The following is a 23,478-nucleotide window of genomic DNA, read 5'->3' on the forward strand; positions in this document are numbered from 1 at the left end:
GTCAGGGCTTGGCGGGCGCGGCGGGCTTGATGTCCAGCTCCTGCAGCCTGGGTTCGCGCTCGGGCGTGAGGGTGAAGGTGATGTCGGCGCTGCCCTGGTCGCCGACCAGGGTGAAGCTGCCGCGCAGCTGGTTCTGCGCTTTGATCGGGCCGACGCTGGTGACCGTGCCGACGCCGGCAAGCTTGCCGCGCGCTTCCGCTATCCAGTCTTCGCGCGAGCGGTCGAGGAAGAAGTTGTCGGCCGCGATGGCGGCGCCCAGCGCCGGTTCCCAGGTCTGCACCAGCTGCGCCACCTGCTGCTGGCGCGCCAGCAGGATGGCCGACGGCGCCACCGGCCGCGCCGGCAGCTTGCCGCTTTCGACCAGCATGTTGAAGACCTTGCCCGTGGCCGCGTACACGGGGCCGTAGCGCAGGTTGGAAAAGGCGATCACGCCCAGCCCGTGGTCCGGCCCGAAGCGGTACTGGCTGCCGAAGCCCGGCAGGCCGCCGGCGTGGGCGATGCTGACCACGTCGCGGCTGTCGCGGCTCCAGTTCAGGCCGTATGCGTAGAAGTTCACGCGGGGATTGGGCGCGCTGCCGTCCGCCAGCATGGCCTTGGCGGCCAGGCCGGTGAACATGCGCGGCTGCTGCAGCTCGCGCACCGAGGCGCGCCGCACCGGCCCGGTGTCGGCGCCGTCGCGCGCCGGCCAGGCGTCCAGCTGGAAGGCGACGTAACGCGCGAAGTCGTCCAGCGTGGTGATCAGCCCGCCCATGGCGGCGCCGTCGCCGTCGTGCAGCATGGGTTCGAGCTGCCAGGCCTTGCCGTCCCAGCGGTAGCCCAGCGCCAGCTTGCCGGCCGGCACCTTGCCGTATTCCCACACCGTGTCTTTCATGCCCAGCGGCAGCAGGATGCGCTGCGTGATGTAATCCTGGAAGCGCATGCCGGCCGCCTTCGACACCACTTTGCCCAGCAGCACGTAGCCGAGGTTGCTGTATTCGAACGCCGTGCCAGGCGCAGTGGAAAACGACAGGCCGCCGGCGACGAAGCGCTCCAGCTGCGCGTTGCTGATGGCCATCTGGCGGTCGCCCCAGGGATTGTCCTCGGGCAGGCCGGTGCTCATCGTCATCAGGCTGCGCACGGTCAGCGCGGACGAATCGGCCGTGGGCAGGCGCAGCTTCTGCACTTCCGGCAAGTAGCGCGACAGCGGCGCGTCCAGGTCCAGCTTGCCCTCGTCGCGCAGGCGCAGGGCGGCCAGGGCGACGAAGCTCTTGGTCATGGAGGCGATGCGGAACGGCGTGGCGCTGGTGGCGGCAATCTTGCGCTCCACGTCCGCATAGCCCAGCGCACGGGCGTGGATCAGCTTCCCGTCCAGCACCACGCCGTACACCAGGCCGGGCAGGTGCTTTTCCTCGGCCAGCTCGGCATAGAGCTTGTCCACGCCCGGCAGCAGCGCCGCCACGCGCGCGGCGCGGCCCGGATCGTTGTAGGGATCGTCCGACCGCGCCGGCATGGCGGCAACGAGCATCAGCAAGAAGCAGGAAGTATTGCCGACAGTGCGGCGCAGCGTGCTTACCATGGTCATCCTTCGCGGTGTGAGGGTTGCCATGCATTCTGCGCCAAGATTGCCGGCTGGACAACTGCCAGCCGGGGGGCGGCTTGACCCGCATGGACGCGCGCCGTCAGGGGTCAGGCGGCGGGCGGCGCGCAGTGCACGCGGTTGCGGCCGGCGGATTTGGCGGCGTACAGGGCCTGGTCGGCCGCTTCCAGCAGCTCGGCGGGCAGGCTGTCGGGCAGCTGCGGGACCAGCGCGGCCACGCCGGCGCTGATGGTGACCACGCCGTTCGGGCTGCCAGCGTGCGTGATGCGCAGCGCTTCGATGGCCTTGCGGATGCGCTCGGCCACCGCCTGCGCCCCCGCCACCCCGGTCTGCGGCAGCAGGATGCCGATTTCCTCGCCGCCGTAGCGCGCAGCCAGGTCGCCCGGCCGCTTCGGCGTCAGCGTGCGGATGGTCTTGCTGATGGCGCGCAGGCAGTCGTCGCCGGCGCTGTGGCCGTACAGGTCGTTGTACTGCTTGAAGTAGTCCACGTCCATCATGATGAAGGCCAGCTCGCTGCCGGCACGCGCGGCGCGGCTGAATTCCTTGCCCAGGGTGACGTCGAACTGGCGCCGGTTGGCCAGCCCGGTCAGGCCGTCCTGCAAGGCCAGCTTTTCCAGCGTGCGGTTCAGGCTCTCCAGCGCGTCGCGCGCCTGCAGCAGTTCTCTCTCGGCTTGCAGGCGCCGTTCGATCTGCTGGATCAGGCGCTTGCCGAACAGCGCCAGCAGCAGCGCCAGCAGCATCACGCCGAAGGAATGCAGCAAGGTGTCGCGCCGCCAGCCTTCCAGCACTTCGTCGCGCGACAGGGCCGCCGTCACGAACAGCGGGTAGCGCGCCAGCGCGCGGTAGCTGTTCATGCGCAGCTCGCCGTCCTGGGTGGAGCGGAAGAAGCCGGTGCCGGTCTGGCCGCCGGCGCTGAACTGGCGGTAGATGGGCGTGTTGACGATGCTGATGCCGACCCGGGTCTCGTCGAACGGCCGGCGCACCAGCATGGTGCCCTGCTTGTGCAGCAGCGCCACCGCGCCGCGCCGGCCGATGTCCAGGCTCTGGTAGAAACGGGTGAAGTAGTCCAGGTCGATGGTGGCCAGCGCCACGCCGGCGAAGGCGCCGTCCGGCCGCTGCAGGCGGCGCGACACCGGCAGCACCCATTTGCCGGTGGAGCGGCTCACCACCGGCACGCCGATGTGCGGGCTACGGTCCGGGTGGGTGCGGTGGTATTCGAAGTATTCGCGGTCGGCGTTGTTGTAGGCCAGGTTCATCACCGGGCGCGAATTGACCACCCAGCGCCCGCTCTCGTCGTACACGAACAGGCCGTTCAGCTGCGGCAGGCGCGCCACCTGCGCCTCCATCAGCCGGTGCAGGCGGGCGATCGCCGGCGGGCCGGCGCCGTCGGTTTCAATGCGCTCGACAATGTCGGCCAGGCTGGTGTCGGCGGCGGCGATGGTGTCCTCGGCGTGCTGCGCCATCGAGCGCGCCAGGTTGGAGGTGATGCGCTCGGAGGCGGCCAGCAGTTCGTCGCGCGCGTTCAGGCTGCGCCAGCCATCGATCGCCACCAGCGACAGGCAGACCACGGCGACGAACACCGTGGCCCAGAACGTGATGGGCAGCCGTTTCAGCATGGCAGCCCGCTCCGTTCTGGCCGGCCGGTGCGCATGGCGCTACACCGTGCCCAGGTGCTGCGGGGCCAGCATGGGATGCAGGGTCTGCCAGACCTGCTGCGGCGCGATCTTCTCCATGCAGTCGTGGTGGCCCAGCGGGCATTCGCGCTGCTTGCACGGCGCGCACGCCAGGTGCAGCGAGATGGACGCGGCCACGTCGGAAAACGGCGGCGCGTGGCCGGGATCGGTGGGGCCGTAGATGGCGATCACCGGGCGGTTCAGCGCCGAGGCGATGTGCAGCAGGCCGGAATCGTTGCTGACCACCGCGCCGGCATGGGCGATCAGCGCCACCGCCTCGGCCAGGCTGGTGGCGCCGGCCAGGTTGAACAGCGCCGGCGCCGGCACGCCCGCTGCGGCGGCGCCGGCCTCGGCCGCCTGCACCACCTGGGTACACACGTCCTTGTCCTTGGGCGAACCGAGCAGCGCAATCTGCGCCTGCGGGTGCGCCGCGGCGATGGCCTGGGCCAGGCCGGCAAAATGGGTGGCGGGCCAGCGCTTGGCCGAGCCGAATTCGGCGCCGGGCGCGAACGCCACCAGCGGGCGCTGCGGGTCGAGCCCGGCGCGCGCGCAGGCGGCGGCGACCTGGTCCGCGCTGGCCTGCAGCACCGGGCGCGGCACAGGCTGCAGCGCCGCCTCGGGCGGCCGCGCCAGCGCCGCGTAGAACGGCACCATGGGGCGCGGCGGCACGTCGTCGAAGTGCATTACGTTGATCAGGCCGTATCGGCTCTCGCCCTTGTAGCCGACCCGTTTCGGTATCCCCGCCAGCCACGGGATCAGCGCGTACTTGAGTGTATTGGGCAGCACGTAGGCGGCCGCATAGCCGCGCCGGCGCAGCCGGCGCGCGTAGCGCCAGCGTTCGCGCAGCTGCAGCGGGCCGTGGCGGAACGGGGTTTCCAGCACCTCGCCCACCTCGGCCATCTGGCGCCACACGGGCGCCACCTGGGGCGGCGCCAGCACGTCGATGGGCTGCTCCGGATGGGCCGCGCGCAGCAGCGCCAGCAGCGGCTGCGCCATCACCGCGTCGCCGATCCAGTTGGGCGAAATGACCAGGATGCGCGGCGCGGGCGTCATGGCGCGCGCCCCTCGTCCTGCGCGTTCAGGCAAAAGCCCATCAGCAGGAACAGCATCTGCACGTAGAACATGGTGCTCAGGATGGACCAGAAGATCACCTCCGTCAGGCCGAAGCTGAAGTAGCCGATCACCAGCAGCAGGCCGGCCAGCGCGGGGGCGATGACCGCCGGACTGGCCGACTCGTGGGTGCGCAGGATGCGCAGGAAAAACAGGAACGGCGCCAGCATGGTAAACAGGTAGACCAGCAGGCCGGGAATGCCGCCGTACACCAGCACGTGCATCATGTCGTTGTGGAAGTGCTCGGCCTCCAGCACGAAGGGCTGCAGGCGGCCGGCCGCCACTTCTTGCTCCAGTTCGGCATGGATTTCCCGGCTGGTGGAAATGCGCCACGGGTGCTGCGCCGCCAGCGCCAGGCCGCCCTTCCACAGTTCCAGGCGGATGCCCACGTTGCTGTAGGCGCCGCCGCCGTCGAAATAGGAAGTCACGTCGTGCACGCCTTGCTGCAGGCGCTCGCGGGTGCCGGCCTGGTCGATGAAGTAGGTCCCCACCAGCAGCAGCAGCACCAGCCCGGCTACCGCCTTGGAAATGCGGTTGCGCAGGAAGTGGCCGTATTTGATGAACAGGATGATGGCGAACAGCACCGCGATCCAGCCGCCGCGCGTGCCCGTGGCCACCGAGCCGGCCAGGCCGGCCAGCGCGCCCAGCGCCGGCCACAAGGCGTGCTTGCCCTTGAAATCGAGCACGGCCGCCAGGCACATCATGCCCATGCACAGCTCAATGTCGCCAAATGTTATAGAATTAATAAGCCCGCCGGGACGGTAGATGCCGAGGCCCCAGCGCTGGTAGCAAATGAACACGGCGCCGCCGACGGTGCCCGCGATCAGGCCCCACCACAGCGCCTTGCGGCTGGGGCGCAGCGCCAGCACCGCCAGCAGCACGGTGACGCAGAAGAATATGCGCGCAGGTTTCTCCAGTGCGCGCATTTGTATGTCGGGATGCAACAATAGTCCCATCAGGGCAAAGCCGAAACTGACAGCGAACGCTGTTAAAACCAGCCGAACCTCAGTAAGATGACGCAAAAAGCCGGGTTTCGCGGCCCGCCAGCAGGCGATGCCGGCCACCAGGAAGGCAAAACCGACCGTGCTGACACCGAACCGGGTGATCAGCGCCAAGGCTGGCAGCAGGAAAATCAGACTGTGGATGAGATAAGATAGCGCGTTGTCTTGCAGAATGTTTTTTTTTGTAAAAGATTTATTCATTAATGTTTTGTGAGCTTATTCTTGCAAAATCAGCACAGGCAGCATCCACTTCATGCAACAAGCGTCAAAAATTTCTGTCATCATCACGACCTACAACCGGCCCGACGCCCTGGCGGCAGTGCTGGAGGCCTGCTTCTGCCAGGACGATAATCAATTCGAAATCATTATCGCTGATGACGGCTCGACCCACAACACGCGCCAGTGCGTAGAGAAGCTGCGGCCCCGCTCGCCGGTGCCGCTGCTGCACGTCTGGCAGCCGGACGAGGGTTTCCGCGCCGCGCGCGCGCGCAACCAGGGCATCCTGGCCGCCAGCGGCGACTACATCGTGTTCCTGGACGGCGACTGCATGCCGCAGCCGACCTTCATCAGCCGGCACCGCAAGCTGGCCAAGCCGGGCTACCTGGTGACCGGCAGCCGCGTGCTGCTCAGCCCGGGCTATACGCTGCGCCTGCTGGCCGAGCACATCAACCTGCGCGGCCTGACCTGCTGGGACAAGCTGAAACTACGCCTGACCGGCGACCTGAACAAATTCCTGCAGACCGTGCTGACCCTGCCTGACTTCGGCCGTGAAAGCCGCCGCTTCAGCTGGCGCCGCATCAAGAGCTGCAACCTGGGCGTGTGGCGCAAGGACCTGGATACGGTGAACGGTTTCGACGAAAGCTTCCAGGGCTGGGGCCACGAGGACTCGGACCTGGTGGTGCGCCTGTTCAACGCGGGCGTGATGCGCAAGGAAGGCGCCTTCGCCACCGAGGTCTACCACCTGTGGCACAAGGAAAACGAGCGCAGCCTGGAAGACCGCAACCGCCACATCGTGCTGCAGCGCGCGGCCGACAAGACCGTGCAGGCCGTGCAAGGCCTGCAGCGCCTGCCCGCCACGCCGGCGCAGCAACCGGTGCAGCCCGTGCAACCCGCCGCGCCGGGCGGCGTGCCGCGTCCCGGCGCGCCCGCCAACGACAGCCTGCCAGCCGCACCACACATCAACCTGGCCGCCGGCGGCTCCTGACCGGCTGCCCTGGCTGCCCGGCTTGCCGGCCCTTGCTGTCCGCTACTCGCCGCCCTGCATCGCGATCCGCACCAGGTCGGCCACGTTGCCGACGCCCAGCTTGCCCATCAGGCGCGCCTTGTGCACCTCCACCGTGCGCACGCTGATGCCCAGCGCCGGCGCGATCTCCCGGTTGTGCCGCCCCAGCACCACCAGCTCCATCACTTCCCGCTCGCGCGGCGTGAGCTCGCGCAGCAGCGCGCGGTGGTCTTCGCGCGCGATGTTCTGGCGGCGCTGCCGCGCCTCGGACGAGAAGGCCTCGTCGATGGCGGCCACCAGCTTGGCGTCGTCGAAGGGCTTTTCCAGGAAGTCCAGCGCGTGCGCCTTGAAGGCCGCGCGCGCCAGCGCCACGTCGCCATGGCCGGTGACGATGACGATGGGGATGCGGTTGCCCAGCTGCGCCAGGCGCTGCTGCAGCTCCAGCCCGTCCATGCCGCTCATGCGGATGTCGATCACCAGGCAGCCGGCCCACTCCGGCTTCCAGGCCTGCAGCAAGGCCTCGCCGCTGGCAAACACCGCGGTGCGGTAGCCGCGCACGCCCAGCAGCAGGCCGAGCGCGTCGCGCACGGCGGGGTCGTCGTCGACGATAAATACGGTCAGGTCCATGCCACTATTCTCCAGGTTCGGCTTCCAGCGCCGGCAGTATAAATCGGAATATGCCGTGGCCGGCCACTTCGGCCCACAATTTGCCGCCGTGCGCCTCGATGATGGCGCGGCTCAGCACCAGTCCCAGTCCCAGCCCGCTGGACTTGGTCGACACGAAGGGCTCGAACAGGCGCTTGGCCAGCGCCTCCGACACGCCGGCGCCGCTGTCCTCCACCGTGATGCGCAGCCGCGCCCCGCCCAGTGCCTGCGCCGACAGCGTGATGCGGCGCTGGCCCGGCGCGCAGGCGGCCACCGAATCGAGCGCATTGGCCAGCAGGTTGCGCAGCACCAGTTCCACCTGGATGCGGTCGGCCAGCACCGACACCGGCGGCGCCTGCGCCACCGCCAGCTCCACGCCCTGCTCGCGGCACTGGCTGAAGAACTGCTGCGTGATGGCCGACAGCAGCGCGCTGGCCGGCACCGGCTCCAGGCGCAGCGCGCCGGTGCGGAAGAAGTCGCGCAGGCGCCGCACCACCTCGGCCGCACGTCCCGATTCGCTCACCATGCGCTGGATGGCGCCCTTCAGCAGCTCGCCCGTCTCGCCCCGCTCCAGCAGGTGCTCGCACGCCTTGCCGTAGGCCGACAGCGCCGTCATCGGCTGGTTCAGCTCGTGCGCCAGCGCGGCCGCCATTTCGCCGGCCGCCGCCAGCCGCAGCGTGTGTTTCAGTTCGTCCGCCACCTGGCGCCGCTCGTCGACCACGATGCCGATGAAGAAGGCCACCAGCGCCAGCACCGCGTCCAGCAGCTGCAGCTCGGCCACTTCGATGTCCACCGCATTGGTCCAGCGCACCAGCGTGACGATGGCCAGCTGCAGCGAAAACACGATCAGCGCCGCGCCGTACACGCCCTGGCGGGTGGCGGCCCAGATCACCGGCAGGAACAGGAAATAGAAATGCTTGAACTCGGCGCGCGCGATGTGGCCGAACACGGCGCTGAGCATGCAGATGGCCAGCACCAGGTAGCCCAAGGTTTCCCAGCGCCAGGCGGCGGCGCGCAGGCGGGCGCGGCTGTCCTCGCCGGCCAGCATCCAGATCAGCGGCATGGACACCATCACTCCCACCACGTCGCCGATGGCGAAGCGCCACACGGCCAGCGCGCCCTGCCCGGCCGGGATCAGCCCGGCCGACGACAGCAGCGCCACATAGGCCACCGCGTTGAGCAAGGTGCCGGCCGCCACCGCCACCAGCCAGGTCAGCAGGCGGTCGCGGTTGTCGAACATGGCGCTGGTGCTGAAATTGCGGCGCAGGCCCTCGCCGATCAGGCCGTAGCCCACGGTCAGGCTGAGCGCGCCCAGCAAGGTGTAGACCGGGCCGGCCGCCATGCCGCGCAGCCAGATGTCGCCCAGCAACAACGCCGCGAACCATGGCAGCGCGGCTTTTTTTCCGTAGCGCAGCCAGTACACCAGGCCCAGCGCCGGGTCCGGATTCCAGGGCGTGATGTTGACGCCATACAGGGGATCGACATAGGTCAGCCAGTCGAGCAGCAGGTATAGCAACAAAAATAACAGCCCGTGCCACCTTGCTAATAAGTGGCGCATACGCTCCAGCACTGCGTCATGTAAGTGTTCCCCCTAACTGATCCGCGAATTGTGGGCGCGCCCGGCCATCGCTAATATTTCTGATTGTAACTTACTGTTTCCTACGGCCCAGCCCTCGCCGCCCACATTTTTCATTGGAGCACCGAACAACATGCAGGCTATCACCCTCCGCGCCGGGCTGGAACGGAAATCGCTCCCTTCGATGGCTTGCGCGGCCATCAAACTGCAGGCGCGCGCGCTGGCCTACCCGCTACTCACGCGCGGCTGGCTGAAGGTGCTCAATTCGCACGGCGCGCTGCGCGAGCTGGCGCGTCTGCAGCCGCGCCTGCTGCACAAGATCTACCGCCCCTACCTGAGCAGCCGCCTGGACCGCCCGCAGCGGCTGGCGGCATTGGCGGCGCACTACCGCTTCGTGGTGCAGCACGACCTGGGCGCCACCGTGGCGCAGGCCGTGCGCGGCCCGCTGGTGCTGGCGCGCTTCGAGGGCAAGTCGGGCGCGGTCTACCAGGTGGACCTGCGCGCCATCGTGCCGATGGAGCGCGAGGGCGAACTGGTGCTGCAACTGCGCTGCGCCGGCGCGCTGGTGTATTCGGTGGCGTTCTCCTTCCTGGCCGACGGCGCGCAGACCCACGCGGCCAGCGTGGGCGTGGGCTGCCTGCAAGGGCCGCAATGCGGCGCCGGCCTGGAACTGGGGCGCGAAGCGACCCGCGACCTGCACGGCCTGCGCCCGAAAAACCTGCTGCTGCGCCTGGTGCAGCAACTCGGCTACGCCTACGGCTGCAGCCAGGTGCTGCTGGTGGGCAACGACAACCGCGCCGTGCTCAAGCAGATCCGCAAGGGCCGCGTGCACGCCGACTACAACGCATTCTGGCTGGAGATGGGCGCGCAGCCGCGCAGCGACGGCGACTACGCGCTGGCCTGCGGCCCGCTACAGGCGCCGGTGATGGAAGAGATTGCGTCCAGGAAGCGCTCGGAAGCGCGCAAGCGCCACGAACTGCTGGCCGGCGTGGCGGCCCAGGTGGTGGACGGCTTCGTCCGTCCGCGCCCCGGCGGCGCCAATCAGCCGGGCGCCGTGCACGCGGCCGGGGCCGCCCCGGCCGCGATGCCCGGCGCGGGCACGGAAATGGACGCCGAGCTGGCCGCCGCCTGAACCGCCCCCGGCGCCGCCGCGATCCAGCGCGGCGCGCGCTGGCCGCGCGGGCGGGGTAGAATCGCGGAACGATTGCTTTTCACCACGATGGGAGGATGCGATGCGACTGGATATCTACCGACGAGCGGAACACGATGGCCTGTATTCCTACTTGGCCGTTCCGGAAGGAAAACCCATCCCGCAAGAGGCCATCAGCACCGACTGGCAAGCTGCAAGCCTGGCACTGGAAGTGGACGACGGCGCCGACGCCCTGCCCGATTTCCACATCGAGCGGCCCTACCAGCAGATCGGCGCCAAAGGCTATGCCATCACCAGCGTGAAAGACATGTAGCCCTGCAGCCCATGTAGCCCATGTAGTCTGCTTAGCTGTACGGCACGTAGTCGACGCCATTCTGGATGGTGCCGATTAACTGCGCCTGGTTTTCCGGGCTCTCACTGAACCAGTACAGCACGCCGGCCTGGTTTTCCCGGCCGGACGTCAGGAAATCCATCCAGAACTTGTAGCCCTCGGCATCGGGCGCGCGGTGCAGCACGTTGGCGTACAGCTTGGTGACCAGCACGTCGTTGCTGGGCGCGGAACTGCCGTACAGCTTGGCAAATTCGGGACTGGCCATGAATCCGGCCGCCACCTGGCGCAAGCTCAGGCCATGCTCCATGTGGTAGATCCAGAAGCCCAGGCCGCCCAGGTCGGGCGCCCGGTCGAACGCGGCCTGGTAGATGCGGTAAGCCTGGCCGCCGATGCCGTCGATATCGATGGCCACGCTCTTGTCGCCAAATTGGAGGCGTTCGACGCCGGCCAGCACGTCGGTGCCGCCCTGGCCCAGCTGGTCGCTGACGGTGTAGCCGGCGGCAGTGCGCTGCACCGTGTAGCCGCTGCGCGCACCGCTGTACAGTGCGGTGTCGATGCCGTCGCCGCCGCCGATGTAGTTGTTGCCGGCTGTGGCGGCCAGCACATCGGCGCCCGCCGTGCCGTTCAAGTTGAGGCTGCTGGAGACCGTGAAGTTCTGCGCCGCCGAGGCCGTCGAGACCAAGCCCGCCGCGTCGGTGGCGCGGGCGGTGACGCTGTAGTCACCGTTGGCCAGCGCCACCGGCTGCAAGCTCCACTTGCCGGTCGAACCCGCCGTGGCCGTGCCCAGGCTCGCGCCGCCGTTGAAAATTTCCACCGTTGCGCCGACCTCGGCCGTGCCACTGAAGGTGGGCCGGTTGCCGCTCGCGGCAGCGCTGCCGTCCTTGGTGAACTGCAGCACCGGCGCCGGCGGCGCCAGGTTGTCCAGGCTGGCCAGCGCCAGCGTCTGGTCGCTAAAGCGCAGCAACTCCACGTTGTTGAGCGTGTCCGTGCCTTCCGCGCCGCTCAGCTTCCAGCTGGTGGCGCTCAGCTGCTGCAGGGTGTAGGCGCTGCGCGCGCCGGTGTAGATGGCGGTGTCGCTGCCGGCGCCGCCGTTCAGCACGTCGTTGCCGGCGCCGCCCTGCAGCGCGTCGGCGCCGCTGCCGCCGGTCAGCGTGTCGGCCGCGCCGGTGCCGGTGTAGTAGCGCCCGCCGCCGGTCGAATTCACGCCCAGCGCGCCGCCCAGGCCGTCGCCGCCGTACAGCCAGTTCAGCGCGGCGATGTCATACGGGCTGTAGCTGTTGTACGGTCCGCCCGAGCTGGTATAGGACAGCAGCGTGTACGAGGTGTTGTCGGTCGCATCCGGCAGCTGGATGCTGCCCTCGAACGGATGCTTCAGGCCCAGCATGTGGCCGATCTCGTGCAGCAGCGTTTCCGCGCCCTCGCCGCCGTTGAGCACGGCGTTCTGGCCGCCCCACTGCACGTTGTCGAGGTAAATATAGGCCTTGGCGCTGTAGGCGCTGACCTGGGTGCCGCTATAGGAATAGCTGGAGGACCAGCTGCACAGGCCGGAAGTCTGCGCGCCGGCGATGTCGGCATTGGCAAAATGGACTTGCGCGCCGGCGCCGTTGCTCGTTTCCACGAAAGTGATGCCGGTCAGCCGGCTCACATAGGCCATGGCCTCGCGCGTGGCGGCCTGCTGCGCGGCGCTGAAGGCGCTGGGCGCGCCTTGCAGGCTGGTGTTGCCGGTCTGCGTGCCGCTGGCGGTGGAGAACGTATAGGTGAGGGTGTTGGCGGTGGACGGCGCCAGGTAATTCCAGCCCGGGCCGTCATCGAGCAGCGCATCGATGTGGTTCAGGCCGGACAGCAAAGGGGTGGTGACGTCGGTAACGGTTGCCATGTGCTCGTCCTAATAATCTCGTTGTATCAGTATTCCACTGCCACTTCGCGCGCGCCCAGCACCTGCTCGAGCGACAGCTTGAGCGCGTCCGACGGCGCCACGCGCCACTCCTCGCCCAGCTGCACCACGCAATCGACGCCCTGCGGCTTGACGCGCATGGCCACCGGCAAGCCGTTGGCGTCGCGGTAAGGCGCCAGCACTTCCTGCAGCTTGGCCGGCGCCACCGTGGTCGGCATGGTCCAGCCGAACTGCTGGCCGAACTGGCTGCGCGCGGCGATGATGTCGTACACCTTCTCGGCCGAAATGCGCAGGCCGCCCGAGAAGCGGTCTTCCGACACCTTGCCCACCACGGCCAGGAATTCGTCGTCCTTGAACATGCGCTTGTTCTCGTCAAACACCTCGCTGTACACGGTCACCTCCACCACGGCGGTCTTGTCGTCCAGCGTGATGATCCACAGCTTGCCGCGCTGCGTCATCTGCGGGCGCATGCCGGTGATCACGCCGCTCATCATGCGCGGCTCGCGCGACGGCTCCAGGTCCGCCAGCTTGGTGCGCGAGAAGCGGCGCGCCTCCTGCGCATAGGAGTCATACATGTGGCCGGACAGGTAGAAGCCCAGCGCGATCTTTTCCTCGGCCAGCTTCTGGCGGTCGGTGAACGGCGCGGCCTTCACGTATTCGGGCGGGGCCACCAGGTCCGAATCGTCGCCGCCGAACAGCGACACCTGGTTGGCTGCCTTGGCTTCCTGGTCGGCGCACTCCATGGCGAAGCCGACAGAAGCCAGCAGCACCGCGCGGTCCTCGCCCAGGCAGTCGAAGGCGCCCGAGCGGATCAGCGCCTCGATGGTGCGGCGGTTGATCTGCTTCTTGTCCACCCGCTTGCAGAAGTCGAACAGGCTGACGAACGGCCCGCCCGCTTCGCGCGCGGCGATGATGGCTTCGATGGCGTTCTGGCCGGCGCCCTTCACGCCGCCCAGGCCGTAGCGGATCTGCGTGACTTTCTTGCCGGTGACCGACGGCGCCTCGCCGTCCGGACGGAAGCGGTAGGCCGACTTGTTGATGTCCGGCGGCAGCACGGTCAGGCCGCAGATGTCGATCGAGTCCTCGACCAGGATCTTGACCTTCTCGGTGTCGTCCATGGCCAGCGACATGTTGGCTGCCATGAACGCGGCCGGGTGGTGCGCCTTCAGGTAGGCCGTGTGATAGGACAGCAGCGCGTAGGCGGCGGCGTGCGACTTGTTGAAGCCGTAGCCGGCGAACTTCTCCATCAAGTCGAAGATCTCGTCGGCCTTCTCGGCCGACAGGCCGTCCTTGGCGGCGCCGGCGCGGAAGATCTCGCGGTGCTCGGCCATCTCTTCGGCCTTCTTTTTACCCATCGCGCGGCGCAGCATGTCGGCGCCGCCCAGCGAGTAGCCGCCGACGATCTGCGCCATCTGCATCACCTGCTCCTGGTACACCATGATGCCGTAGGTTTCGGACAAAATGGACTCGGTGCGCGGATCGGGATAGTCGAAGCGTTCGCCGTGCTTGCGCTTGCAGAAGTCGGGAATCAGGTCCATCGGGCCGGGACGGTACAACGCCACCAGCGCGATAATGTCCTCGAAGCGGTCGGGACGCGCGTCCTTCAGCATGCCCTGCATGCCGCGCGACTCCAGCTGGAACACGGCCACGGTCTTGGCCTTGGTCAGCAGCTCGTAGGAGGCGCGGTCGTTCAGCGGCAGCTTGGCCAGGTCGAAATCGGCCATGGCCGGATCGAGGTCCTTGATGTAGTTCACCGCGCGGTCCAGGATGGTCAGCGTGGTCAGGCCCAGGAAGTCGAACTTCACCAGGCCCACGGCCTCCACGTCGTCCTTGTCGTACTGCGACACCACGCCGGTGTCGCCGGACTGCGTGTACAGCGGGCAGAAGTCGGTCAGCTTGCCGGGGGCGATCAGCACGCCGCCGGCGTGCATGCCGATGTTGCGGGTGATGCCTTCGACCTGCTGCGCCAGGTCCAGCAGCTGGCGCACCTCCTCCTCGTTCTGCTGGCGCTCCTTGAGCATCGGCTCTTCCTCGATGGCCTCGGCGATCGAGACCGGCTTGCCCGGCTTGAACGGAATCAGCTTCGATACGCCGTCGCAGAAGTTATAGCCAAAGTCCATCACGCGGCCCACGTCGCGGATCGCGCCCTTGGCAGCCATGGTGCCGAAGGTGGCGATCTGCGACACCGCATCGCGCCCGTACAGGTCCTTTACGTGCTGGATCACCAGCTCTCGCTTTTCCTGGCAGAAGTCGATGTCGAAGTCGGGCATCGAAACGCGTTCGGGGTTCAGGAAACGTTCGAACAGCAGGTTGTACTTCAGCGGATCGAGGTCGGTGATCTTGAGCGCATACGCCACCAGCGAACCCGCGCCCGAGCCGCGGCCCGGGCCGATCGGCACGCCGTTGTTCTTGCCCCACTGGATAAACTCCGCCACGATCAGGAAGTAGCCCGGGAACTTCATCTTGATGATGGTCTCGTTCTCGAACTCCAGGCGCGCCTCGTAGCGCGGGCGCTCGGCCTCGCGCTTGACCGGATCGGGGAACAGCTGCTCCAGGCGCTCCTCCAGGCCCTTCTTGGTTTCGGCGCGCAGGAAGTCGTCGATGGTCATGCCCGGCGTGGGGAAGTTCGGCAGCTGCGGCTTGCCCAGCGTGAGCGTGAGGTTGCAGCGCTTGGCGATTTCCACCGAGTTTTGCAGCGCGGCCGGCAAGTCGTGGAACAGCTCGGCCATCTCGGCCTGCGACAGGAAGCGCATCTGCTCGTTGAAGCGCTTGACGCGCTTGGCGTTGGCCAGCATCTCGCCCTCGGCGATACAGATGCGCGCCTCGTGGGCGATGAATTCGTCCGGCGACATGAACTGCACCGGATGGGTGGCCACCACGGGCAGGCCCAGCTTGGCCGCCAGCGCCACCGAGTGGCGCACCTGCGCCTCCTGGTTGGCCTGGCCGGCGCGCTGGATCTCGATGTAGAAGTGGCCGGGGAAGATGGCGGACCACTTCTGCGCGTGGCGCTCAGCCAGCTCCAGGTTGCCGTTGTCGATGGCCGCGCCGATGTCGCCGAACTGCGCGCCGGACAGCGCGATCAGGCCATTGTCGGTGCGCTCATTGGGCAGCAGCTCGTACGTCTTGTTGGCGCGCTCGGCCAGCCACTCGGTGCGGATCTCGGCGCGGCCCTTGTACTGGTTGGTGAGCCAGGCCGACGACAGCAGTTCGCACAGCTGCAAATAGCCCATGCGGTTTTTCGCCAGCAGCAGCAGGCGCGAAGGCTTGTCGCGGTTGTCGTCATTGGTGATCCACACTTCGCAGCCGACCAGCGGCTTGATGCCCTTGCCGCGCGCGGCCTTGTAGAACTTGACCATGCCGAACAGGTTGCCCAGGTCGGTGACGGCCAGCGCGGCCTGCTTGTCCTTGGCGGCGGTGGCGATCAGGTCATCGATGCGCACCAGGCCGTCGACGATGGAATATTCGGAGTGCACCCGCAGGTGGACGAAAGCCGGTCCCTGCGGCTGATGCGCGGCTACGGCGCCGCCTTCTTGTTCGATTGCCATCATATTCATGCTGCTGCTCGCCCGTGTTCCAATGAGCCGCTATTCTACCGCGCCGCAGCGCGCTGCCGCCAACTGAACGCCTTCCCGCTGCAAGGCGCCACAAGCATTGTTAAAAATAAATGTTGTTGTGACACAATTATTTCCATATAGAAAATACTTTTAAATTACGCTATTATGTTTTTAAGAACAATTTTCCGTATGGAAAGGCCTACGCATGCACTTGCACCGCACCCGCAACACCGTCGCCCTGCTGCTGACCGCCCTGCTGGCCAGCGCAGCCGTCCAGGCCCAGGAGTCCGCCAACGACCAGCTGGACCAGTGCATTCAGAAGGAAAAGATGAAAAGCGCGCTGAAAGGGTCCGCCCTTGGCGCCTTGGCCGGTTTCGGCAAATCTCTGCTGATCGACAAGGACAAGTCCAACAAGGACGTGGCCAAGAACGTGGCCATCGGTGCGGTCGCCGGCGGCGCGATCGGCCTGGTGACGGCTCACTACCAGGCTGCCGGCAAGTGCTTCCGCAAGAATCCTTCCTGGGTGCCGGAATCGCAGCTTGAGCGCAGCAAGGGCTATGAGCAGGCAGTGAAGGACTATGGCTATCAGCCCAAGCAAGGCACGGTCACTGCCATCCGCGAACTGCGCGTGGCAAACAAGGTTCAAGCTGGCCAGAAGCTCGACATTGCCATGAGCTTTGCAGCGCTGACCCCGACCGGCGCGGAAACGCCGGTCACCATTGAACGCAAGTTGTTCGCGGTGGAGCCGGACGGCAAGGAAGTGCAGCTGCCATTCATGGGCAAAGGCAGCGAAGAGCGCGTGATGGAAGCGGGCGAGCACACCGACCATGGCTCGCTGCCTATCCCGGCCGACGGGGCCGGCACCACCTTCCGCATCGAATACAGCGTATCCGCCAACAAGCAAGCACCAGCCGTCCGCTCGGCACTGGTGACAGTCATCTGATGCGCGCCCTGCACCGCCGGCTGGCCCTGCCCCTGATACTGCTGGCCCTGGCCGGCTGTGCCAACCAGTCCATGCCGGGCTACCAGAACGCGTTCCAGGGTTATCAGGTACCGCAGCCGCTGCTGGAACTGATCGGCGCCAAGCTGCGCGAATACGGCCTCGCGCAAGCCACCGTGAGCCGCGACAGCGTCGGCCGGGTGCGCCTGGGCGGCAGCTACCGCAACGAAGACGAGGTGGACAAGGCCTTTATTATCGTGCAGTCGGTAGTCGGCCTCAAATCAACCTCGCCATTCTATCCCGAGAACGTGCAGCAAAAGCGCTGGGAGCTGGAGGCGGGACGCGCCATGGCGGAGCACGCGCGCGCGCGCGCAGTCCGTGCAGCGCCTGCCGCCAAGCGGGCTTTCGTGGTCGGCATCAACCAGTTCAGCGACCGCGCCCACTTGAAGGATATCCAGGGCGAAGACGATGCCTCCGTGGTGCGCGACACGCTGCAGCGCGCCGGCTACAGCGTGACCGCGCTGCTCGGCAAGCAAGCCACCAAGGCCCGCATCGAACAGGCGCTGCAGCAGTTCGAGCGCAGCATCGGACCGGACGACACCGTCTTTATCTACGTTTCCAGCCACGGCACCCAGCCCGTGCCCGACGCCGCCGGCAAGGACCAGCGCCGCATGTCCATCGCGGCCTACGATTCGGGCGACAGCGGCGGGCGCAAGAGCCGCGATCAAACGGATTTCCTGCTGCACCTGCAGGACAGCTCGGTACGCGACACGCTGTTGCAGGACGTGGCGCGCAAGCCCAGCCGCACTACGCGCGTGTTTATCGACACTTGCTACAGCGGCGAAATGCTGCGCGGCATACCGGACAGCGGCCAGGGCTACGCGGTCAAGGCCAACGGCGGCCAGAGCGAGCGCGAAGGGCTGTCGCTGGCGGCGTGGAGCGGTCCGCAATACACTTCCAAGGGCATCTTCGTGTCGCAGGCGGCGGCCCCGTCCAGCCAGCCGGCGCGCGCCCCGGCCGAGCGCGAGCGGGCCGGCTACACGCTAATCACCGCTACCAGCGAAGGCCAGGAATCGCTCGGCCCACCGGCCGACGTCGGGCTGTTCGACAGCCCCGCCACGCCGGGCAAGCAGCTGCGCGGCTCCTTCTTCACGCAAGCCTTTTTCGACTACCTGGACCAGCATCAGGGCCAGATCCAGCCCGCTTTCGATCAGGCGCGCAGCTTCACCGAACAAAAGGCGCGCACGGTCACCGGCGGCCGCCAGCAGCAAGTGCCGCGCCAGCTGTCGACCGTGCCGCCCGCCTTGAACAACCTGTACCAGTAACCCTTACCGGAGCGCCCATGAATACTCGCAACACCGTTACCGTCGCCGGCCTGCTGGCCGTGCTGCTGGCCGGCAGCGCCGCCGCCCAGGACGGCTATAGCGCCAAAGCCATCTTCTTCGGCGCCGACAACCAGGCCGTGGCGGTCGGCACCGCCGCCCAGCCGGCAGCGGCCAAGGTCGTGGCCACCGCCCCCAAGGCCACGGCCAAGACCGCCGCGCGCAAGGCCGCTCCCGCATTGGGCGCGAGCTATTTTATCCGTCTCAAGCAAGCCGACGGCGCCACCCAGGACGTGCTGGCCAGCCGCACGTTCAAAAGCGGCGAGCGTTTCCAGCTGGGCGTGAAGGTCAGCCGCCCGACCTATGTCTACATCATGAACGAAGGCCCGGACGGCAAGCTCACGCAGCTGTATCCAAACGCCGGCCAGAGCGCCATGCTGGACGCCATGGGCGTGGTATTCCTGCCTGCTCACGGCGCATTCGAGTTCGACGGCGAGCCGGGCATCGAACAATTGAGCGTGGTGATGTCGCCTAAACCGCTGGAGCATCCCGGCGAGACCCTGCGCGGCGCCAAGCCGGACCTGGTGTCCGACCCGTCGCCGCGCCTGGCCGGTGCCCCTGCCTGCGGCGGCGCGCAGCTGGCCATGAACAGCAGCGCGCCTTCGTTTGCCGCCAAAGGCGTGCACTACTCCGAAGACAGCGCCCCGGCCGCCTGCGCGCCGGCGTATGCCTCCAAGGCCATCATCTTCAGCGACGATCCCAAGCCGGCCGCCGGCGGCCAGGTGGCCTCCTACGTGGTCAAGCCCAAGGCCAAGCCGGACGACTCGCTGCACCTGAAACTCAAGCTGGTCCACCAGTAAATTCCGCTCTCCTTCACAGCTTACTACCCATGTCCAACAACCATCTGATCGTCGGTCTCGGCGGCACCGGCGGCAAAGTCATCCGCGAACTGCGCAAGACCATAGAACGCAACCGCGACACCAAGGGCAACAGCCCGTCCGAAGCCCATTTCGAATTTGCCTACCTGGACACGTCCGAAGACGTGGCCAACGAGAGCCATGAGTGGGACGTGCTGGGCAAGGACGTTTCGCTGGCGCGCGCCCAGCGCGGCACGTTCCCGGCCCGCGGCGTGCTGCCCATCCTGGCCGACCCGCAGTCCTTCCCCGGCATGCGCGACTGGATCGAGCCGCGCAATGTGTTCGACTTCGTCGACACCGGCACCGCCGGCGCCTCCCAGCGCCGTAAGCTCGGACGCCTGGTGTTCGCGCAAAACGCCACGGAGATCCGCAAGCTGCTGGAGGACCGCCTGAAAGAATTGGAGACCGCTTCCAAATCGGCCCAAGCGACCATCCACGTGGTCTGCGGCCTGGCCGGCGGCACCGGCAGCGGTTTCATTGTCGACACCGTCGCCCAGCTGCGCGCGCTGCGCCCGAACGACAGCGACCACCGCATCATGGTGTACGCGCTGCTGCCCGACGAAGGCTCGAGCTGGGGCGAGGCGGTGGCCGGCCACAGCACCTACTACGCCAACGGCTACGCCGCGCTGGCCGAGCTGAACGCGCTGGGCGCGCGCAGCTACCATCCGATCAACGTTGCCGACGGCCGGCGCATGGCCGCCAGCAAGTACTTCAACGGCTGCTACCTGGTCAACCACATCAACGAGAACAAGGTGCGCTTCGGCGTCAAGGACGAAGTGCCGCGCATCATGGCCGAGTTCCTGTACCAGAAGACGCTGAACCAGCGCTGGACCGCGCTGGAGCGCGCCGAGCGGGGCGAGAACGACACCAACTTCATCGAGATGGACGACGGCCAGCCGGCCCGTGCCAAATTGTTCATGACCTTCGGCATCAAGCGCGTGGTGGTGCCGGAGCAGGAAATCCGCGAGTTCATGGCCTACAGCTTTGCCGAGCAGGCCACCCGCCAGCTCATGTTCAACAACTTCCGCCAGGGCGAAGGCTATGCCAACGAAGCGGTGCAAAAAGACTGGGGCTCCGAGGCGCGCAAGCCGGACGTGCTGCAGCGACTGCTGCTCAGCGATGCCCACCTGACGCTCGACACCGGCATCCTGGAGGACGATCTGAAGGCCGGCTGGAAGCCGGTGCGCGAATACTGGCAGCAAATCGGCAGCCAGCTCGATGCCCAGATCAAGGCCGACAAAACGCTCAAGGAGGCAGACTGGATCGCGCGCCTGGACAACCGGATGAGCGAAGTCTATGACGACACTTTCCGCCGCCTGGGCGGCGTGCACAAGTTCTACGAGGTGAAGGACCAGGCCCGCCTGGAAATGGCCCGCCACATCGCCTCCACCGTGGAAAAAGACTTCTTCCAGCGCTGGAGCAGCGGCGAGCTGTCGCTGATGCAGCTGCGCCAGTTCAGCGACGCCCTGCTCGCCAACCTGGCCGAGCGCAAGAAGGAGTTCGAAGAGCGCGTGCAGCGTGCCGGCGAGGCGCAAGAGCGCCTGAAGAGCGAGATCGCCGAATTGGCGCGCGCCTTCAACGACGTCGGCTTCCTCAAGCGCATGGTGAGCGACAAGCGCGACACGCTGTTCTCCGAGATCCGCGACAAGCATCAGGCGCTGTATGCCCTGCGCACGCTGCAAAAGGGCCACGGCTTCGGCGCCCGCCTGCTGCCGCTGGCGATGGACCTGCTGACCACCTTGCGCGGCCGCATCGACCACCTGCACCAGCAGCTTGAACGCGCCACCGCCAGCTTCGGCGCCGATAAGGCCAACCGCCTGCGCGAGGGCGACGACCCGGTCTACCAGCAACGCATTTTCGACGCCAGCGCCGTCAAGGCACTGATGAAGGACATGACGCTAAACGAACGCGACCAGCTGGCGCGTACCCAGCAGGTGCGCAAGGCCATCATCGCGCTTGGCGGCAGCGAAGTCGACGGCTTCGACAAGCTGGCCCAGCGCGTCAGCGATGGCGCCTTGCTCAACACCCTGTCGCAGCAGGCCGCCGCCATCACCGAAGCGGCGCACACCGAACTGGCGAAGAACGCCACGCCTGTCCTGCACGTCAATATCGTCGAGCGCCTGGCGCGCCAGTACGAGGGCAACGCGGCCGCCACGCGCAGCTTTGTCACCAAGCTGTACCGCGAAGCGGGCAGCATGGCGATCTTCGACGAGGCCGAAGTGAACCGCGTGGTCCCGGGCAACGACGGTGCCGCGCGCGGGCGCCAGCAGACCATTTGCGTGATGCTGCCCGAGTGCGAGGAAAACCGCGCGTTCCAGCAGACGCTGCAACAATCGTTCCGCGACGAAAAAGACCCCGGGACATCCGAGACGGCCATCCTCAGCGGCGCGCTACCCAACGAAATCGTGGTCATGAAAGTGTCTTCGCTGATGCCGGCGCGCTTCCTGGACAGCCTGAAATTCCTGAAAGGCCACTACGACGGCCTGCTGCGCGACGCGAAGGAAGCCGTGCTGCTGCACAGCGAAGGCCGTGGCGACGCCCTGCCGCCGCTGTTCGCCCGCACCGGCGCCCAGGTGCAGACGCTACGCAACCGTAAGCCGCAACTGCTGCTGGCGCGCCTGCTGACCATGGTGAGCGAGCGCAGCAACCCGGAAACCGGGCTGCAGGAATGGATACTGAAGCAGATGGTGGACGGCCGCATGCGCATCCACGTGCTGGCCGGCGGCGCTTCCTGGACCCAGGTGCTGGAAGCGCCCCAGACGCCCACGCTGCAGCAGGCCATAGACGAGGCCGTGACGGCTGCGATCGCCGAGCAGTACCGCCACATCGAAAAGAAAAACGAACTGCACAAGCAGTACAACGACATGGTCAACGCGCGCCTGGAAGCAGCCCAGTACAACGAGCGGGACCCCGAGTACATGACGCTCGACGCCATGGGCGACACCATGAAACAACTGATCGGCCTGCCAGCCTGACCCTTACACTCCTTCAACGACGATACTATGACCCAATATCATTGCCCGGCCCTGGTGGACTGCCCGCGGGCCGACGCGCGCGAACTGTTCGACTTGCCGACCGCCAGCGACAACAAGTGTCCAACCTGCCAGAGCCCGCTGGTACCCGCGGTCCAGCCCGGCACTGCGGCGCCAGCAGGCGGCAGCAGCAAGAAGACACTGCTTGCCGGCGGCGGCGCGGTGGTCCTGGCGCTCGCCGCTGCCGGCGCCTGGTACCTGAGCCATCGCCCGGCGGCCGCGCCGGCCAGCGCAACCGCTGCGGCGCCGGCCGCTGCGGCGCCCGCCGCCACCCCGCCTGCCGAACCGGCCGCCGCCAGCCACGGCATCGTGCCTGACGCAGCCGAAACGGCAGCGCTCAAGCGCCAGGGCGAAACCCAGCTGGTCAGCGGCGCCGCCGGCGATGCTGAACTGGCCAGCAGCAAGGCGGCCGCCAACGAGCTGATCAAGCTGGCAGTGGCCAAGCTGGCACAGGGCAAGCTGGAGGACGCGGAAAAGGACTTGCTGGCCGCCAAGGAGAAAGACCAGCGCCAGTCCCTCGTCAACTATAACCTAGGCGTACTGCGCGTGCGCCAGAACCGAACCGACGACGCGCTGAAGGAACTGGAAGCGAGCTTCATGAAAGGCTTCCCCTACTTCGACCAGCTGGCCCAGGACAGCGACCTGGCGCCGCTGCGCAAGGACGCCCGCTTTGCGGCCCTGCTCAAGCGCTACCAACCGGCGAAATAAGCGATGCGGCGCGTCTTGTGCGGGCTGGGCCTGGCGCTGCTGGCGGCGTGCAACTCCAGCGAACCGGAACGCATTGTCGGCCACTGGGAGGCGGAGAACTTCAAGCTGGATGGCATCGGCCTGCCGATCGGCCCCCAGCTCGACATCGATGCCCGCACGCTGCGCGTAGGCGGCACGGCCATGAGTTTGCCCATCAGCCGCGTGGAAGGGCAGCGCGACGAAGTCCGGCTAGTGGTGCCGGGCGGCGTCGACCTGACCTTCCGCTTCGACAGCCGCGACCGTATGCACATCGACCTGCCCCTGCTGGGCGCCGTGTACTACCAGCGCCGCCCCGCCGCCCCGGCGGCCGCCGCGCCAGTCCCTGCCCCAGCACCGGCACCGGCACCGGAGCCTGCAACAGTAGCGCAGCCAGCGCCCTTCCCCGGGCCGGCAGCCCCGCCGCTCCCGGCCACGCCCGCCAACGCGAGCTTTGCGCGCGCGGCAACGCTGGCGCAAGAGCACGACGCGGATGGCGCATTGCGGGAATTGGAGCAGGCATTGCGGCAAGGCTATCGCAACTGGGCGCAGCTCGACGCATCCCCGCTGCAGGCGCTGCGCGACGATCCGCGCTATGACGCCATGATGGCGCGCTGGCGGAATCCCTGAAACGGCTTCACAGATCCGGCCAGCGTTCAGATCACGATAGAAATTCTCGTGCGGCCCGCGGTCTGCAGGCTGATCAGGTGTATGCTTTTGCAGTTTCTTATATTGCCTCATGAAGCGCCGCGTCTGGCGGACGGGCGACATCATTTTAGTAGAGCGCCATTTTCGAGTGAGTTCCCGCGCTC

Annotated in this window: 17 protein-coding genes; 9 read left to right on the forward strand and 8 right to left on the reverse strand. The window is 67.3% G+C overall.

The annotated features are described in order from the left end of the window. Window position 1 precedes the first annotated feature (1 nt). The 4 genes from ACFJI2_RS21630 to ACFJI2_RS21645 all read right to left on the reverse strand — a co-directional run bounded on the left by ACFJI2_RS21630 (window position 2) and on the right by ACFJI2_RS21645 (window position 5,285). On the reverse strand, window positions 2-1,585 hold the full coding sequence (locus ACFJI2_RS21630) for a serine hydrolase domain-containing protein (protein ID WP_377701835.1): 1,584 nt from the start codon (window positions 1,583-1,585) through the stop codon (window positions 2-4). 80 nt (window positions 1,586-1,665) lie between these two features. Further along, entirely contained in the window at window positions 1,666-3,192 is a 1,527-nt protein-coding gene (locus ACFJI2_RS21635) for a diguanylate cyclase domain-containing protein (RefSeq protein ID WP_377701836.1), read from the reverse strand. Between the two features lie 39 nt (window positions 3,193-3,231). Next, window positions 3,232-4,302, reverse strand: coding sequence for a lipopolysaccharide heptosyltransferase II (gene waaF, locus ACFJI2_RS21640; protein WP_377701837.1), 1,071 nt, complete (start codon window positions 4,300-4,302; stop codon window positions 3,232-3,234). Beyond that, window positions 4,299-5,285 carry an O-antigen ligase family protein gene (locus ACFJI2_RS21645; protein ID WP_377701838.1) on the reverse strand — a complete coding sequence of 329 codons (987 nt, stop codon included), beginning with the start codon at window positions 5,283-5,285 and terminating at the stop codon, window positions 4,299-4,301. Before ACFJI2_RS21645 ends, waaF begins: the two co-directional genes overlap by 4 nt. Before the next feature lie 328 nt (window positions 5,286-5,613). Between ACFJI2_RS21645 and ACFJI2_RS21650 the strand changes: the two genes are divergently transcribed. Beyond that, complete coding sequence (locus ACFJI2_RS21650) at window positions 5,614-6,564, forward strand: glycosyltransferase (protein ID WP_377701840.1); 951 nt, start codon at window positions 5,614-5,616, stop codon at window positions 6,562-6,564. A 42-nt stretch (window positions 6,565-6,606) separates the two neighbouring features. Here ACFJI2_RS21650 and ACFJI2_RS21655 read toward each other — a convergent pair whose 3' ends face one another. Continuing rightward, window positions 6,607-7,209 carry a response regulator transcription factor gene (locus ACFJI2_RS21655; protein ID WP_377701841.1) on the reverse strand — a complete coding sequence of 201 codons (603 nt, stop codon included), beginning with the start codon at window positions 7,207-7,209 and terminating at the stop codon, window positions 6,607-6,609. A gap of 4 nt (window positions 7,210-7,213) precedes the next feature. Beyond that, a complete protein-coding gene (locus tag ACFJI2_RS21660; RefSeq protein ID WP_377701842.1) occupies window positions 7,214-8,746 on the reverse strand; it encodes an ATP-binding protein in 1,533 nt (510 codons plus the stop codon). A gap of 190 nt (window positions 8,747-8,936) precedes the next feature. Between ACFJI2_RS21660 and ACFJI2_RS21665 the strand changes: the two genes are divergently transcribed. Together ACFJI2_RS21665 and ACFJI2_RS21670 are read left to right on the forward strand one after the other, a co-directional pair. Further along, a complete protein-coding gene (locus ACFJI2_RS21665) occupies window positions 8,937-9,935 on the forward strand; it encodes a DUF535 family protein (RefSeq protein WP_377701843.1) in 999 nt (332 codons plus the stop codon). Between the two features lie 100 nt (window positions 9,936-10,035). Further along, a complete protein-coding gene (locus tag ACFJI2_RS21670) occupies window positions 10,036-10,266 on the forward strand; it encodes a DUF6139 family protein (RefSeq protein ID WP_107981021.1) in 231 nt (76 codons plus the stop codon). A 31-nt stretch (window positions 10,267-10,297) separates the two neighbouring features. Here ACFJI2_RS21670 and ACFJI2_RS21675 read toward each other — a convergent pair whose 3' ends face one another. Next, window positions 10,298-12,160: a DUF4214 domain-containing protein gene (locus ACFJI2_RS21675; RefSeq protein ID WP_377701844.1), complete on the reverse strand. Its 1,863-nt coding sequence runs from the start codon at window positions 12,158-12,160 to the stop codon at window positions 10,298-10,300. Window positions 12,161-12,186: 26 nt separating this feature from the next. Then, window positions 12,187-15,732: a DNA polymerase III subunit alpha gene (gene dnaE / locus ACFJI2_RS21680; RefSeq protein WP_377701845.1), complete on the reverse strand. Its 3,546-nt coding sequence runs from the start codon at window positions 15,730-15,732 to the stop codon at window positions 12,187-12,189. 205 nt (window positions 15,733-15,937) lie between these two features. Here dnaE and ACFJI2_RS21685 point away from each other — a divergent pair, with 205 nt between their 5' ends. Genes ACFJI2_RS21685 through ACFJI2_RS21710 form a run of 6 tightly spaced genes read left to right on the forward strand, consistent with a single transcriptional unit; the run spans window position 15,938 to window position 23,296 of the window. Next, window positions 15,938-16,675: a hypothetical protein gene (locus tag ACFJI2_RS21685; protein WP_377701846.1), complete on the forward strand. Its 738-nt coding sequence runs from the start codon at window positions 15,938-15,940 to the stop codon at window positions 16,673-16,675. Then, entirely contained in the window at window positions 16,675-17,997 is a 1,323-nt protein-coding gene (locus ACFJI2_RS21690; protein WP_377701847.1) for a caspase family protein, read from the forward strand. Before ACFJI2_RS21685 ends, ACFJI2_RS21690 begins: the two co-directional genes overlap by 1 nt. Before the next feature lie 17 nt (window positions 17,998-18,014). After that, entirely contained in the window at window positions 18,015-18,854 is an 840-nt protein-coding gene (locus tag ACFJI2_RS21695) for a DUF4384 domain-containing protein (RefSeq protein WP_377701848.1), read from the forward strand. A gap of 29 nt (window positions 18,855-18,883) precedes the next feature. Then, a complete protein-coding gene (locus tag ACFJI2_RS21700) occupies window positions 18,884-21,886 on the forward strand; it encodes a tubulin-like doman-containing protein (protein WP_377701849.1) in 3,003 nt (1,000 codons plus the stop codon). 27 nt (window positions 21,887-21,913) lie between these two features. Beyond that, window positions 21,914-22,651 carry a TPR end-of-group domain-containing protein gene (locus ACFJI2_RS21705; RefSeq protein WP_377701850.1) on the forward strand — a complete coding sequence of 246 codons (738 nt, stop codon included), beginning with the start codon at window positions 21,914-21,916 and terminating at the stop codon, window positions 22,649-22,651. 3 nt (window positions 22,652-22,654) lie between these two features. Beyond that, window positions 22,655-23,296 (forward strand): hypothetical protein, encoded by a 642-nt coding sequence (locus ACFJI2_RS21710; RefSeq protein WP_377701851.1) that lies wholly within the window; start codon window positions 22,655-22,657, stop codon window positions 23,294-23,296. Window positions 23,297-23,478 lie beyond the last annotated feature (182 nt).

The sequence above is a fragment of the Pseudoduganella sp. UC29_71 genome, assembly GCF_042693265.1.
Lineage (GTDB): Bacteria > Pseudomonadota > Gammaproteobacteria > Burkholderiales > Burkholderiaceae_D > Rugamonas.